General features: G+C 54.1%; 8 protein-coding genes, 2 tRNA genes and 3 rRNA genes. 8 read left to right on the plus strand and 5 right to left on the minus strand.

All coding sequences use genetic code 11. From position 1 onward, the window contains the following. The first annotated feature begins 34 nt into the window (after positions 1-34). The gene (petD, locus tag SynPROS91_RS02695; RefSeq protein ID WP_006854933.1) at positions 35-517 is read left to right on the plus strand and encodes a cytochrome b6-f complex subunit IV; all 483 of its coding nucleotides are present in this window, start codon (positions 35-37) and stop codon (positions 515-517) included. A 73-nt stretch (positions 518-590) separates the two neighbouring features. Here the strand turns inward: petD and SynPROS91_RS02700 are convergent, their stop codons facing one another. Then, on the minus strand, positions 591-2,048 hold the full coding sequence (locus SynPROS91_RS02700; RefSeq protein WP_186519347.1) for a glycoside hydrolase 100 family protein: 1,458 nt from the start codon (positions 2,046-2,048) through the stop codon (positions 591-593). 672 nt (positions 2,049-2,720) lie between these two features. On the opposite strand from SynPROS91_RS02700, the gene SynPROS91_RS02705 reads away from it, so the two are divergent. The 5 genes from SynPROS91_RS02705 (at position 2,721) to rrf (ending at position 8,059) form a co-directional block, all read left to right on the plus strand. Then, a 16S ribosomal RNA gene (locus SynPROS91_RS02705) occupies positions 2,721-4,205 on the plus strand. Positions 4,206-4,387: 182 nt separating this feature from the next. Further along, a tRNA-Ile gene (locus SynPROS91_RS02710) sits at positions 4,388-4,461 on the plus strand. A 9-nt stretch (positions 4,462-4,470) separates the two neighbouring features. Further along, positions 4,471-4,543, plus strand: a tRNA-Ala gene (locus SynPROS91_RS02715). Positions 4,544-4,961: 418 nt separating this feature from the next. Then, positions 4,962-7,827, plus strand: a 23S ribosomal RNA gene (locus tag SynPROS91_RS02720). A gap of 115 nt (positions 7,828-7,942) precedes the next feature. Further along, positions 7,943-8,059, plus strand: a 5S ribosomal RNA gene (gene rrf, locus SynPROS91_RS02725). The 16S, 23S and 5S rRNA genes sit together here with 2 tRNA genes alongside, the layout of an rRNA operon. Positions 8,060-8,350: 291 nt before the next feature. Here rrf and SynPROS91_RS02730 read toward each other — a convergent pair. Then, on the minus strand, positions 8,351-9,220 hold the full coding sequence (locus tag SynPROS91_RS02730) for a DNA-formamidopyrimidine glycosylase (RefSeq protein WP_186518254.1): 870 nt from the start codon (positions 9,218-9,220) through the stop codon (positions 8,351-8,353). Positions 9,221-9,225: 5 nt separating this feature from the next. Continuing rightward, a complete protein-coding gene (locus tag SynPROS91_RS02735; RefSeq protein ID WP_186518256.1) occupies positions 9,226-9,435 on the minus strand; it encodes a photosystem I reaction center subunit IV in 210 nt (69 codons plus the stop codon). A 219-nt stretch (positions 9,436-9,654) separates the two neighbouring features. On the opposite strand from SynPROS91_RS02735, the gene SynPROS91_RS02740 reads away from it, so the two are divergent. Then, positions 9,655-10,617: a hypothetical protein gene (locus SynPROS91_RS02740; protein ID WP_255439974.1), complete on the plus strand. Its 963-nt coding sequence runs from the start codon at positions 9,655-9,657 to the stop codon at positions 10,615-10,617. A 50-nt stretch (positions 10,618-10,667) separates the two neighbouring features. After that, the gene (locus SynPROS91_RS02745; RefSeq protein WP_186518260.1) at positions 10,668-12,158 is read left to right on the plus strand and encodes an ATP-dependent DNA helicase RecQ; all 1,491 of its coding nucleotides are present in this window, start codon (positions 10,668-10,670) and stop codon (positions 12,156-12,158) included. Between the two features lies 1 nt (position 12,159). Here the strand turns inward: SynPROS91_RS02745 and SynPROS91_RS02750 are convergent, their stop codons facing one another. Both SynPROS91_RS02750 and SynPROS91_RS02755 read right to left on the minus strand, forming a co-directional pair. Next, entirely contained in the window at positions 12,160-13,218 is a 1,059-nt protein-coding gene (locus tag SynPROS91_RS02750) for a LysM peptidoglycan-binding domain-containing protein (RefSeq protein WP_186518262.1), read from the minus strand. 94 nt (positions 13,219-13,312) lie between these two features. Further along, positions 13,313-14,713, minus strand: coding sequence for an aldehyde dehydrogenase family protein (locus SynPROS91_RS02755; protein ID WP_186518264.1), 1,401 nt, complete (start codon positions 14,711-14,713; stop codon positions 13,313-13,315). Positions 14,714-14,816 lie beyond the last annotated feature (103 nt).

Raw genomic sequence — 14,816 nt, forward strand, 5'->3', positions numbered from 1 at the left:
CCCACTTACCGTTCGCTCATTACCGCTTCGCACCATGCATATTCTCAAGAAGCCTGATCTCACTGATCCCAAGCTGCGGGCCAAGCTCGCCAAAGGCATGGGGCACAACTATTACGGTGAGCCTGCATGGCCCAACGATCTTCTCTACATCTTCCCTGTAGTGATCCTTGGAACCATCGCTTGCATTGTTGGACTCTCTGTTTTAGATCCAGCCATGCTGGGTGATAAGGCTGATCCTTTTGCAACACCGCTGGAGATCCTTCCTGAGTGGTATCTCTATCCGGTGTTTCAGATCCTTAGGGTTGTTCCTAACAAGCTTCTGGGTATTGCACTGCAAACCTTGGTTCCCCTTGGTCTGATGCTCATCCCCTTTATCGAGAGCTTCAACAAGTTTCAGAACCCATTCCGCCGTCCTATCGCGATGGCAGTGTTCTTGTTCGGTACAGCTACCACCATCTATTTGGGAATCGGTGCTGCGATGCCGATCGACAAGTCCCTGACTCTCGGTTTGTTCTGAGCCAAAGGGTTTAAAAAAACCCCTAGCTGATCGCTGGGGGTTTTTTGTTGTTCGGCGTTTTTGAGCTGTTGTTCTAAGACCCTGGTGGTCCGTCAAGGTCGAGCATCTCTACATCATCAGGATTCACCCTAAGGAAGTGGTGGAGCAGAAGAAATCCAACGATGGTCCAGGTCTGATATGTCCGTGATTGCTGGCCCATCCAAGTGCCAGTGGGTCCATCGAAATATTCAGCCCACTGTTGTCTTGGCAGTTGGTTGAGCTGGCTCCAGTAACAATCCTCCAGCATCGCCTTCATCTGACCCATCAGCAGGATGTCTGCATTGGGGTGACGGCGTTCATGGAGGAGGATCGAGGCCCCGAAATACCAAAGAAGGCTCGGCCAATGGCCGCCATTGTGGTAACTCCACGGCCAGTTTTTAGGGTCGGATCCGGTCTTGTTTTGCCACTCCAACGTTTCCATCGGTGGATGGCAAATTCGCATCGGCATCTGAGCCATCAGATGATCGCGGTTGTGAAGTGTGAGCCGAAACAGTGCTCGCTGTTGTGGTGCTGTGAGAAGTCCGAACAGGCAGCCCAGAGAATTGCCAAGACTGTAAAAACGGAAATCGGGCCGGCCTGTACGGATGTTGCCGATGAGATAGCCACCGCGGTTCTCGAGCCAGTCCTGCAGCCAATCAGGGATCACTTGGGGCTGCACATTGAATTCGTTTTGGTGCTGATTGTCGCCGTATTGCTCTGTGGGTCTTCGCCTTAAAACTTGCATCGTCTTACTGGTCACCCAGTAGTGCTTCAGCAGAAACTTGCGGAGGTCGTGAATCCACTGGCGCGTGAGTACCAAACGTTGGTCGAGCAGGCGACTGTTTTGATTCCGTCGGCCAAGCTCCATGAGCTGAGCGCAGCAACGCAGGGAGGCATACAAGAGCACCTCAACTTCTAGGGGTGCACCCCATACGTCCATTGGACGATCGATCATGAACGCACAATCCGGCACAAAAAGCACCGGTGTGCCCTCAAACGTGGGGTGAAGCACGAGGTCCAACAAGAGTTGGACCCCTCGTTGGACTCCAGGGGTGGATCCAAATTGTTCGTCTCCGCTGGCTTTGACGTACATCCAGCAGAGGACTGGCCACCAGAGACTGGCGTCGACAGAGGTGATTCTTCCGATCGAACGTTGGCCGTAATCGGCAATGAGCTCCCCGTTCTCCTCAACAAAGCTGGTTGGGAACACTCCTCGGGTTTGATACGTGGTGCTCTGGAGGTCGAGGCAGATCTGGAGGAACTGCTTGACGATCTTGAACCTTTTTTGCGTCAACAGGTAGACCATCACTGGCACGTTGTCGCGCAGGAAGATCTCGCCGTAGTTGAGGGCCTCGTCGGCACTGGGGTGCTGGAGAGCAGCAACGCTGCCCGCAAGGCTGCCCGCAATGGGAATCAGAGTGCGTTCGAAATGCTCTTTGGCCTTTTGAACGACCTGGTCTTCTTTGGAGCTGGGACGGACCCGCTGGTTCTGTTGGCTGAAGCGTTCGGCCATGGTGCTTTTGCGACCATTGCTCAAAACTTAGTGATGGACCTTGCTCTGGCCAGTGGAAGCAAGTCTGGAGATGCTCAACCCTTGTTCGTAGTTGCAAAAGGGGAGGTTATTGGGTTATGGTTTTGGACTGCGCAGGGGAGCAATGCTCCGACGCGCAGTCTTAGGGCGGAAAGAGCGAAAGCTTGGAGTGCACTGAGGGTTCTTACGAGGTTGAGGGAGCAATCCCACGATGTTGTAAGTTTCAAAGGCGGTCGCGAGACCGCAGGCCGACCGTCTCTGAAAGGGGACGCAAAGCCAGAACCTGGACAATTGAAAAGTTTAGGAACTGACGCTTTTATCGCGTTTAGTTTGAGTTAAGGCCGGAAGGTTTTAATGAGGACTAAATGATATTGCGATAAAGGTGTGAGGTCCCGTCAACAAAATTTTAGTTGCAGAGAAGCATTGTGCTTACAACTTGAAGGTTTTCACGAACCGTTGAGTTGTCGGTGTGCGCAATGTGGAGCAACGACCGGATCTGAGATCCTGGAAAGTCAAAGGAGGAAGAGATTCTAAATTTGCACTCTTGTGAATCCTTCTGTCAGAGGAAGGGGGCGACAACTGCGAGCAGTACGCCAGTGCTGTGAAGTGGGTGAAGCAAGTCAATCTGAGGTGAGAACCAAAAGGGATTGATCTACAACGGAGAGTTTGATCCTGGCTCAGGATGAACGCTGGCGGCGTGCTTAACACATGCAAGTCGAACGAACCTTCGGGTTAGTGGCGGACGGGTGAGTAACGCGTGGGAATCTGCCCTCAGGAGGGGGATAACGGTTGGAAACGGCCGCTAATACCCCATATGCCGAGAGGTGAAATGAATTTCGCCTGAGGATGAGCCCGCGTCTGATTAGCTAGTTGGTGAGGTAAGAGCTCACCAAGGCATCGATCAGTAGCTGGTCTGAGAGGATGATCAGCCACACTGGGACTGAGACACGGCCCAGACTCCTACGGGAGGCAGCAGTGGGGAATTTTCCGCAATGGGCGAAAGCCTGACGGAGCAACGCCGCGTGAGGGATGAAGGCCTCTGGGCTGTAAACCTCTTTTATCAAGGAAGAAGATCTGACGGTACTTGATGAATAAGCCACGGCTAATTCCGTGCCAGCAGCCGCGGTAATACGGGAGTGGCAAGCGTTATCCGGAATTATTGGGCGTAAAGCGTCCGCAGGCGGCCCAACAAGTCTGCTGTTAAAAAGTGGAGCTTAACTCCATCATGGCAGTGGAAACTGTTGGGCTCGAGTGTGGTAGGGGCAGAGGGAATTCCCGGTGTAGCGGTGAAATGCGTAGATATCGGGAAGAACACCAGTGGCGAAGGCGCTCTGCTGGGCCATCACTGACGCTCATGGACGAAAGCCAGGGGAGCGAAAGGGATTAGATACCCCTGTAGTCCTGGCCGTAAACGATGAACACTAGGTGTCGGGGGAATCGACCCCTCCGGTGTCGTAGCCAACGCGTTAAGTGTTCCGCCTGGGGAGTACGCACGCAAGTGTGAAACTCAAAGGAATTGACGGGGGCCCGCACAAGCGGTGGAGTATGTGGTTTAATTCGATGCAACGCGAAGAACCTTACCAGGGTTTGACATCCTGCGAATCTCTTGGAAACTTGAGAGTGCCTTCGGGAGCGCAGTGACAGGTGGTGCATGGCTGTCGTCAGCTCGTGTCGTGAGATGTTGGGTTAAGTCCCGCAACGAGCGCAACCCACGTCTTTAGTTGCCAGCATTTAGTTGGGCACTCTAGAGAGACCGCCGGTGATAAACCGGAGGAAGGTGTGGATGACGTCAAGTCATCATGCCCCTTACATCCTGGGCTACACACGTACTACAATGCTACGGACAAAGGGCAGCAAGTTCGCGAGGACAAGCAAATCCCATAAACCGTGGCTCAGTTCAGATCGTAGGCTGCAACTCGCCTACGTGAAGGAGGAATCGCTAGTAATCGCAGGTCAGCATACTGCGGTGAATACGTTCCCGGGCCTTGTACACACCGCCCGTCACACCATGGAAGTTGGCCACGCCCGAAGCCGTTACTCCAACCCTTGTGGAGGAGGACGTCGAAGGTGGGGCTGATGACTGGGGTGAAGTCGTAACAAGGTAGCCGTACCGGAAGGTGCGGCTGGATCACCTCCTAACAGGGAGACAAACAACGATTTTGATGTCTGAGTTATTTATTCTTAGGCCGAAATCCTGTCACCTTAGGTCGATCGGTACCTCAACTTTGAAGCTAAGAGTTCCAGCAATGGATTTCTGCTTAGTGGAGATTTTTAGTTCCTAAACTTTGTCTAGTTCACAACCCATTAGGGATGAGACTCCTGGGCCATTAGCTCAGGTGGTTAGAGCGCACCCCTGATAAGGGTGAGGTCCCTGGTTCAAGTCCAGGATGGCCCATTCGGTGTAGGGGGTTTAGCTCAGTTGGTAGAGCGCCTGCTTTGCAAGCAGGATGTCAGGAGTTCGAGTCTCCTAACCTCCACTGACTGCAAAGAATCCCCATCTCCAAAACCTGGAGTATGAACTCGTATGGATTGTGATTTAGATGTGTCCGCTAGATGACCCTAGCTTCTTGTCATTTTAAGGCGTGGAAATTATTCCATGATTTGATTGATAGGATGCTGGGCTCGATGCAATGTATTGAGAGATCAATGCATTGTTTTGATGTCTGGCCGAACCTTGACAACTGCATAGTAAGTCTGGAAAGAATAAAGCATCTTTATGGATGCATCATTCTTGAGTGTTAATTCACGATGGGATGGTGTTAATTCTAAAGCAAGAGCCGAGACTCCAGCATGTTCTTTCAAATGTGTCGAGCATTTGAGAGTTTGATTTTAATTTCTACTTGTAGAAGTTAGAAGAATCTGTTTCAACGACAGCAAGCGTGTTGGAGATACATTGGTCAAGCTACAAAGGGCTCACGGCGGATACCTTGGCACACAGAGGCGATGAAGGACGTGGTTACCTGCGATAAGTCTCGGGGAGCTGGAAACACGCTTTGATCCGGGAATTTCCGAATGGGGCAACCCTTAGAACGGCCAGCTGAATCTATAGGCTGGCGCGAGCCAACCCAGCGAACTGAAACATCTTAGTAGCTGGAGGAAAGGAAAGTAAAAACGACTCCCTAAGTAGCGGCGAGCGAACGGGGAAGAGCCTAAACCAATGGTTTCGACCATTGGGGTTGTGGGACAGCAATGTGGATCAGGAATGTTAGTGGAAGTGTTTGAAAGACACGCCACAGAAGGTGAAAGCCCCGTACACGAAAACTGAACTGACCTAGCTGTATCCCGAGTAGCACGGAGCACGTGGAATTCCGTGTGAATCAGCGAGGACCACCTCGTAAGGCTAAGTACTCCTGTGTGACCGATAGCGAAACAGTACCGCGAGGGAAAGGTGAAAAGAACCCCGGGAGGGGAGTGAAATAGAACATGAAACCGTGAGCCTACAAGCAATGGGAGCCCTACTAATAGGGTGACCGTGTGCCTGTTGAAGAATGAGCCGGCGACTTATAGGTACTGGCGGGTTAAACCGGAAATGGTGGAGCCATAGCGAAAGCGAGTCTGAATAGGGCGTTTGTCAGTATTTATAGACCCGAACCCGGGTGATCTAACCATGGCCAGGATGAAGCTTGGGTGATACCAAGTGGAGGTCCGAACGGACTGACGTTGAAAAGTCAGCCGATGAGCTGTGGTTAGGGGTGAAATGCCAATCGAACCCGGAGCTAGCTGGTTCTCCCCGAAATACGTTGAGGCGTAGCGTCTCGTGCTCCAGCAGGGGGGTAAAGCCACCATTTCGGTGCGGGCTGCGAGAGCGGTACCAAATCGAGATGAACTCTGAATACCCTGTGTGTAGCGAGGCAGTCAGACTGTGGGGGATAAGCTCCATGGTCGAGAGGGAAACAGCCCAGACCGCCAGCTAAGGTCCCCAAATCAACACTAAGTGATAAAGGAGGTGGGATTGCCCAGACAACCAGGAGGTTTGCCTAGAAGCAGCCATCCTCAAAGGAGTGCGTAATAGCTCACTGGTCGAGCGATCCTGCGCCGAAAATGAATGGGGCTAAGTGTTGTACCGAAGCTGCGGATTTATGGTAGGGGAGCGTTCTATGTGGGGCGAAGCGTTAGCGTGAGCGGGCGTGGACTGCATAGAAGTGAGAATGTCGGCTTGAGTAGCGAAAACATGGGTGAGAATCCCATGCACCGAAACCCTAAGGGTTCCTCCGGCAGGCTCGTCCGCGGAGGGTTAGTCTGGACCTAAGGCGAGGCCGAAAGGCGTAGTCGATGGATAACAGGTCAACATTCCTGTACCGGTTATGTTTTGGGAAGAGGGACGGAGAAGGCTAGCCAAGCCAGATGTTGGTTACTGGTTCAAGCGTTCGAGGCGTTGAGGATCGGCGAAAACGATCCGAGCTGAGGCGTGAGTACGAGCTGCTACGGCAGCGAAGTTGGTGATGTCATGCTTCCAAGAAAAGCTCTATACCCGTTAAGGCATAACTGCCAGTACCCGAAACCGACACAGGTGGGGTGGTAGAGAATACCGAGGTGCGCGAGGTAACTCTCTCTAAGGAACTCGGCAAAATGGCCCCGTAACTTCGGGAGAAGGGGTGCCACAGCAATGTGGTCGCAGTGAAGAGGCCCTGGCGACTGTTTACCAAAAACACAGGTCTCCGCTAAGTCGCAAGACGATGTATGGGGGCTGACGCCTGCCCAGTGCCGGAAGGTTAAGGAAGCCGGTCAGCGTAAGCGAAGCTGGCGACTGAAGCCCCGGTGAACGGCGGCCGTAACTATAACGGTCCTAAGGTAGCGAAATTCCTTGTCGGGTAAGTTCCGACCCGCACGAAAGGCGTAACGATCAGGGCGCTGTCTCGGAGAGAGGCTCGGCGAAATAGAATTGTCTGTGAAGATGCGGACTACATACACCCGGACAGAAAGACCCTATGAAGCTTTACTGTAGCTTGGTATTGTGCCCGGGCTCTGAATGCGCAGGATAGGTGGGAGACGTTGATCTAGTGCTCGTGGGTACTAGGGAGTCAATGGTGAGATACCACTCTTTCAGAGCTAGGGTTCTAACGTTCACCCGTTATCCGGGGAGCGGACAGTATCAGGTGGGCAGTTTGACTGGGGCGGTCGCCTCCTAAAAGGTAACGGAGGCGCGCAAAGGTTTCCTCAGGCTGGTTGGAAATCAGCCGACGAGTGCAAAAGCAGAAGGAAGCTTGACTGTGAGACCTACAAGTCGAACAGGGACGAAAGTCGGCTTTAGTGATCCGACGGTTCTGAGTGGAAGGGCCGTCGCTCAACGGATAAAAGTTACTCTAGGGATAACAGGCTGATCTCCCCCAAGAGTTCACATCGACGGGGAGGTTTGGCACCTCGATGTCGGCTCATCGCAACCTGGGGCTGAAGTCGGTCCCAAGGGTTGGGCTGTTCGCCCATTAAAGCGGTACGCGAGCTGGGTTCAGAACGTCGTGAGACAGTTCGGTCCATATCCGGTGTATGCGTAGGAATATTGAGAGGATTTCTCCCTAGTACGAGAGGACCGGGAGGAACGCACCTCTGGTGTACCAGTTATCGTGCCAACGGTAAACGCTGGGTAGCCATGTGCGGAGTGGATAACCGCTGAAAGCATCTAAGTGGGAAGCCCACCTCAAGATGAGTATTCCCATGGGGTAACCCAGTAAGGTCACGGGAAGAACACCCGTTGATAGGCTCTACGTCGAAGTCCAGTAATGGATGCAGCGGAGGAGTACTAATAGACCGAGGGCTTGACCAACACTTGGTTCTTGCCTTTAAAAGACTTTATTCAATCCAGATTGCATCATCAAGACGAAAGTTGAGGTGATGTAGCTATGCAGTTCTCAGGGGTCAAACCTTGGGAATTTTTCTATCCTGGTGTCCATAGCGCTGTGGAACCACTCCGATCCATCTCGAACTCGGTTGTGAAACGCAGCAGCGGCGACGATATTTGGGGGGTAGCCCCCTGAGAAAATAGCTCGATGCCAGGTAAAAACATTCCAAACGAAGAAAGCCATCCCTTGAAGGGGTGGCTTTTTTTGTGATCTTTTTCTTGTTAGTTTGGTTTTGATTGGTGCCAGCACCTGAGATGGTTAGACAGAGGTTGCTGAGACGCTTGATTCGTAGTCTTTGGCGCGCCTGTTTGCGTTGGGCGAAGTGCGATTGCGTGGATTGTTTGTGTCGTGACTGATTCATATCTTTCTTGTTCTGTTTGCCTGGACCAGGCTTTTGTGATTTGGTTCAATTATTTTCCTCTCTGATTCTGTGATTGGATTGCACTTTTACGTCTGGCAGTGAGAGCACCAGTGAGTGCTGCGTCCTGCCAGTTTGATGCGTTCGATGGCTTCCCCACATCTTGGACATGGTTGTCCTGTTCGCCTATAAACCGCTGCTTGCCCTCCGTAATTACCATTCACGCCTTCTAGATCTCTGAAGTCACTAAATGTGGTTCCGCCCGCACCAATACTCAGCGATAAGATCTCGATCAGGCATTCCCTGAGTTTGTCTAATTGTTTGCGATTCAATTGGCCTGCTGCTGTTTCCGGGCGAATACCCGCAGCAAACAAGCTTTCATCGGCATAGATGTTGCCCGTGCCAGCCACAATGGACTGATCCAACAATGCTGCTTTGATTGAGCGTGTGGAACCTTTGAATCGCTCTTGTAAGTACTGCGTTTTGAAGTCTTGGCTAAACGGTTCGGGGCCCAACTTTTTTAAGCCTGTGATGATTGACTCCACGGCAACATCGGCTGGGACCCACCACATTTCCGCGAAACTTCTGAGGTCAACGAAGCGCAACTCTTGCCCCTTCGCATTCCAAAAACGAACGCGAGTGTGTTTGCAAGGTGGCGTGTCGTTTTCAATCCACTGAAATTGGCCTGTCATGCGTAAGTGAACTCCCCAATATCCAGCGCTCTCCTCAGGAGGATCTATTCCGGCTGATCCAGGCCGATGGAGTTCTGCGTAGAGGTACTTTCCTCTTCTCGTCCAATGGCCAACGCGGCAATTGATGAGTCCTGACTCAAAGCACTCAGTTCCACCAGGACTTGCAATCGCCCTGTCCCGGCACACTTCAAGATCGCTGATCACGAATTGATCGAGACGATTCGCTAAACCACGACGAACCGTCTCAACTTCTGGGAGTTCGGGCAACGGCCTCAGGCCGGCTCGAGTTCCGCTTGAGCGAAATTATTGGTGTTGATTCCGCCTTCTGATCCGGAAATCCCGTTGTAATTCACCTTTTCAAAGCGAACGACCACCGGGTAACGAATGCCAGATGTGTCGATGGACGCCACCGTGCCGACATCATTGAACCAATAGGACTCAGGGCGCTTAACGCGCACCTTGTCACCGCGGGAAATAGCCATCGCTGCCCAGAAACGTTGATGCAACCCGAGCGTATCGCTGCATGGTCTCAAGATGGAGTGAGCGTCACAGAATGTCGTTCGCTTCTTGCAAAGAAACCTGCACCGGCATGGCAGCATCCATGACCACCCCTCCAAACACCGTCTTTGACGAACCAGAGTCCCGAAGCACCCACGTTCAATCTCGATCTTCCTGATCCTGAACGGGATGACATCAGCACGATGGAATTCCTGGCTCGTCTTGAGCAGGCCTGGGATGTGTGCGACAAATTTGATCTACAAACCGAAATTTGGCGTGGTCGCATCCTGAAATCGGTGCGTGATCGAGAAAAACGCGGCGGTGAAGGACGTGGAGCAGGCTTTTTGCAGTGGCTTCGCGAACGGGAAATCAGTAAGACCAGGGCGTATGGATTGATTCAGCTGGCCGAATCGGAGCAAGGCTTGGTTGGTGAGGGTTTGCTTGAGCCAGCGAGTGTGAACCAGTTTTCAAAACGGGCTTTTCTTGAGACCGCTTTGGCAGCTCCTGAAGTGCAGGTGATGATTGCGGAAGCTGCCAACGAGGGGCAGGAAATCACCCGCAAGCAGGTTCGCAGGCTCACGGACGATTTCACCTCTGCAACCAGTCCCTTGCTTCCGGATGAAATCCGTCAACGGGCGCAAGAGAATTTGCTGCCATCCAAGGTTGTTGCGCCTCTGGTGCGTGAATTGTCAAAGCTTCCAGCGCTCCAGCAGGAAGACTTCCGCAAGGTGTTACGCGATGAGCCAGAACTCGATCGGATTAAGGACGTCACCCATACGGCGCGATGGATCACCAAAGCCACGGAATCAGGCGTTGCTGTTCGTGCCTTTCAACAGGGGGAACTGGATCTGGAGAAAGCGATGCAGGAGGCTCAGCGTCTCGATGCTCTGGGCTTGCTCGCCGATGCCGTAGGGCAGGCTCAGACGCTGGAGGCTGCGGTTCTCAAGCTGCATACCTCTTGGAGGCGGTTAGGTGGTCTGTATGAACGTCTGTGGGTGGAAAGCGGAAGCAGCACCCCTTATTTACGCGATGTTTTAACAGCGCTACAAACCTTGAGTGGAGCCACGATGCGGGTGTCGCTCGGTGAACTTGCTGGGGGCAAGAGGGTGAGACTTCAACTTGTTGAGGAGGCTCCTGACCAACTGGAGCCTCCGGAAATCCTCTAGATCTGGTGCTCGTTAAGGTGAAGGCGCTATCTGTGGAGTGAGGGTGAGCTTTGGATCCACTCCTTAAAGCTCTCCACAGGCATTACGGCTGGGACTCCTTTCGTTCCGGGCAACGTCCAGTGATCGAAGCCCTGCTCAGCGGTCGAGATTGTTTAGCAGTGCTGCCAACTGGAGGCGGCAAATCCCTGTGCTTTCAGCTCCCTGCTTTGGTGCGACAAGGGTTGGTCGTGGTGATTTCTCCACTCGTCGCTCTGATGGATGATCAGGTGTTGCAACTGCAGCGGCGAGGTATCGCAGCCGCCTGCTTGCACCGCGGGATTCAACCCGAACAACGACGCTTGATACAGGAGCAGTTATCCGCTGGCACGTTGCGTCTGCTCTACCTCGCCCCTGAGCGTCTTCAAGGTGAGGCGGCGAGGGCCATGCTCTCTGCGCATGCGAGGGAAGGCCGGTTGGTGGCTTTGGCCGTGGATGAGGCCCATTGCATCAGCGCTTGGGGGCATGATTTTCGGCCCGACTACAGGCGTCTTGGTCAGCTTCGGGCCCTGTGTCCTGGTGTCCCGCTCGTTGCCTTGAGTGCAACCGCAGCCCCAAGGGTGCGGGCTGACATTCTCCGTTTGCTTGGGTTATGCAAACCGCTCATCCAGGTGTCGTCGGCGCAACGCAGCAACCTCCACTACACGATGCGTCGTCGTCCGAGCGATCCGCTTCCCGATGTCTTAAGTGCCCTGAAGCAGTCACGGGGTGCCACCTTGATCTATGCCAGGACCCGCCGTTCGGTAGAGCTCTGGGCAGAACGGTTGCAATCCCAAGGCATTCCAGCGATTACCTATCACGCGGGGCTGGAGGCGGAGCGTCGTGAGGAGGCGCTAAGGCATTTCTTAGAAGCTGATGCGCCGGTGTTGGTGGCCACCGTGGCGTTTGGGATGGGTGTTGACCGCTCGGATGTGGGGTTGGTGTTGCACTTGGATTTGCCTGCCACCCCGGAGGGGTACCTCCAGGAGTCAGGTCGCGCTGGACGCGATGGCAGACCGGCCCATTGCCTTGTGCTGTTTTCGCCTGGAGATCGAACCAGCTTGGGCTGGGCGATGCAGTCCACGTTGCGTCGTGCTCCTGAAGCCAAGGCGTCCGACGACGACGTTTGGCGTGTGGAGTTTTCACAGCAGCAATTGAGGCGGATGGAGGCGGTTGCTGAGGGAGAGATTTGCCGAGAGCAAGCTTTGCTGCTCTCGGTGGGTGAGCTGACGTCTCCTTGCGGCCGCTGTGATCGTTGTTTGGCTGATCTGCGGGCCAAGGATTGGTCAAATCGCGCCCAAGAATTGCTGGAGGTGATCGATGCCGGCCAGGGAGCAGACATTCGCAGCCTGACCGAGCGCTTGCGGAAGCTTGATGGCAGCGAAGAGCGTTGGGGTTGGCTTGCGCGCAGACTCGTGCAAGAGGAGCTCATTCGTGAGAGCAATGACGGCGCCCAACGCTTGTCATTAAGGGATAGCGGCAGACAATTCCTGCATGCCCCTTGGCCCCTGAATTACGCGGCTTGACTTAGGCGGTTTTGTTACAGCGATCCTTCACCAGGTCCTTCTCAAAATTGGTCTGCGGGGCAATCCAGCTTTTCCATGCACCATCAGAACCGGTGACATTGATTTTGCGTACAGAGCAGTTCACCGCCACGTACAGGGGTTTGCCTTCGTTGTTCAAAGTTGGAGCCACCATGCTGCCGCCCATGGATTGCCAGTTGCTCCAGTCCACTTGGAGCGGGCCGTAGGTGCGCCATGTCGCTGCTTTGGCCACCACTGCTTTGGCTACCACTGATTTGGTTGGAGTGGTCTTTGCTGGAGCGGCCTTTCTTGGAGCTGTCTTCGTGACAGCTGGTTTGGCTTGAACTGGTTTGGACTGAACTGGCTTGGCTTGAACCGTCTTGGTTGGTTGGCTGGCCGTTGCAGTGAGAACGGGTTTTGCTTCTGGCGTGGGGCTGGTTTGCACGGATGTGCTGACCGATTCGGTGGGAAGGGTCTCCCGCAGCATCAACTTGGTTCCAATCGTCACCTTGTTGGGGTCATTGATGGTGTTGAGATCAATCAGAGAGGCCACGGGAACCTCATAGGCTCGAGCGATCTGGGTGAGGGTCTGACCTCTGGCCACGGTGTGGGATGTGGCGTTTGGATTGGCTTTGATCGGCGTTGGCTTGGCCTTCGCTACGGGCTTTGGCTTGGGAAGCACGGCTGATGTGGGCAGCTTCAGCGTTTGGCCAAGCTCAACATGATCAGCGCTTCGAAGGCTGTTGATCGCGATTAGATCCCTTTCTTTGACGCGATATTGAGCGGCAATGCCACCGAGGGTGTCTCCTCCTTTAACCGTGTGACGTCCTTGGCCAGCGCTGACAACGCCCCTGGCCCCGCTGGGCAAACGCAACGTTTGCCCAGCTTCTACATGGTTGGAATTACGGATTCCATTGGCTCTCATCAAGCGTCCAACCGATACGCCATAGCGATCAGCGAGACCGGAGATGGTGTCTCCTGGTTTGACGGTGATCGATGCCGCGCCCGCTTGAAGGGGCATCAATGCCGACAGGGTTAGGGCGGCGGCAAAAATGCTTCGCATGCTTATTTCTGTGCTGGGCGAAAGATAAGGTGTCTGGCCCAACTCGCCAGTCCCTCGCGCGGATTCATTTGATTTGGTTGATTTGGAGCGATGTTCAGCTCACAAAACGGCGAAATATCGCAGGATTCAATGTATACGGCGGGTAGCGGTGACGAATGTCTAGAAAAAAGGGACGGCTCAGCACCGAACGTTCGTGGGAGAAGGTTTGAAAGCCTGCTTCTGCCTGATAGGTGCCCATACCGCTGGGCCCCACTCCACCGAATGGCAATTCCGGAACCCCCTTTTGCATCACCACATCGTTGAAGCAGACCCCACCTGAACTGGTGCGTTGCAGAACCGCGCTTTGGTCGTTGCGATCACCGCCAAAGAGATAGATGGCTAAGGGTTTGTCTTGTTGTTGGATGCGTGTGATGGCGTCATCCAAGGTCTCCACAGTCAAGATTGGTAATAACGGGCCAAAGATTTCCTCTGCCATTAAGGGGTCCTGATCGCTGTGAACCTCAATCAGGGTGGGTGCGATCTTGCGGCGTTGGCGGTCGCATTCGCCTCCAAACAGGATGCGCCCCTCTGCTCGAGCTGTTGCTAGTAGGCCTTCGAGATGTTGAAAATGCCGATCGTGGATTAAGCAGCTGAGATCAGCGGAAGCGAGTGGATCGTCTCCATACAGATTCCTCCGCTCCTCTTGCAAAGCCTGCACAAGGCGCTCCCGGATGCTGGTCTGAACCAGGAGGTGGTCAGGGGCGATGCAGGTTTGTCCAGCATTGATTCCTTTGCCCCAGATCAAGCGGCGTGCTGTGACGGCAAGGTCGGCACTATCGAGCACGACAGCAGGATTTTTGCCTCCAAGCTCCAGCGTGACAGGAGTGAGATGACAGGCGGCACCAGCCAGCACCTTGGCTCCAATCGTTCCGCTACCGGTAAAGAAGATGTGGTCAAAGCCAAGGTCCACAAGAGCGGCTGCGGTGGATCCATCCCCATTCACCACTCTCACCACATCACTGGGGAATCCCTCCGTGATGAGGCGCGTGATCAGGGCTGCGGCGGCAGGGGCATGCTCCGAGGGTTTCAAGACAACGGTGTTTCCCGCCGCAAGGGCACTAATCAGGGGCTGGAACGTCAGCATGAAGGGGTAGTTCCACGGCCCGATCACGAGCACACAGCCCAAGGGCTCTCGGATGAGTTGGGCCCGCCCTGGCCGTTGCGCGATCGGCACAGGGATGCGTCGAGGTCGCATCCAGGTCTTGAGGCGTCGTCGCGTGATTTTTAATTCTTGAAGCAAAGCCACAATTTCAAACATCCCCTCCAGCTCTGGCTTGGCGAGGTCGATACGAAGGGCTTGAAGGATGTCTGCTTCATGGCGATCGAGCAGGTCACTAAGGCGTTTTAATTGCAGGCGCCGCCAAGCTTCCGGTCGGGTTTGACCCGACACGACAGGGGAGCGGAGGGTCTTTAAATCAGCAGCTTGAAAGGCCTCGTTGGGGGAGGGGCTGACCATCAGAAGACGTGGGATCTAAGTCCATGCTCGCAGTCCTGATCGATGGATTGCGAAAGAGGGGGTGACGTCGCGGCCGATCGGGGTTAGTACGAGATGGAATGGT

The organism is Synechococcus sp. PROS-9-1, from assembly GCF_014279775.1.
Lineage (GTDB): Bacteria > Cyanobacteriota > Cyanobacteriia > PCC-6307 > Cyanobiaceae > Synechococcus_C.

Bases quoted from the DNA above. Each gene is read 5' to 3' on its own strand.
- petD (WP_006854933.1), top strand. From the start codon at position 35: ATGCATATTCTCAAGAAGCCTGATCTCACTGATCCCAAGCTGCGGGCC.
- SynPROS91_RS02700 (WP_186519347.1), bottom strand. From the start codon at position 2,048: ATGGCCGAACGCTTCAGCCAACAGAACCAGCGGGTCCGTCCCAGCTCC.
- SynPROS91_RS02735 (WP_186518256.1), bottom strand. From the start codon at position 9,435: ATGGCTATTTCCCGCGGTGACAAGGTGCGCGTTAAGCGCCCTGAGTCC.
- SynPROS91_RS02740 (WP_255439974.1), top strand. From the start codon at position 9,655: ATGGAATTCCTGGCTCGTCTTGAGCAGGCCTGGGATGTGTGCGACAAA.
- SynPROS91_RS02750 (WP_186518262.1), bottom strand. From the start codon at position 13,218: ATGCGAAGCATTTTTGCCGCCGCCCTAACCCTGTCGGCATTGATGCCC.
- SynPROS91_RS02755 (WP_186518264.1), bottom strand. From the start codon at position 14,713: ATGGTCAGCCCCTCCCCCAACGAGGCCTTTCAAGCTGCTGATTTAAAG.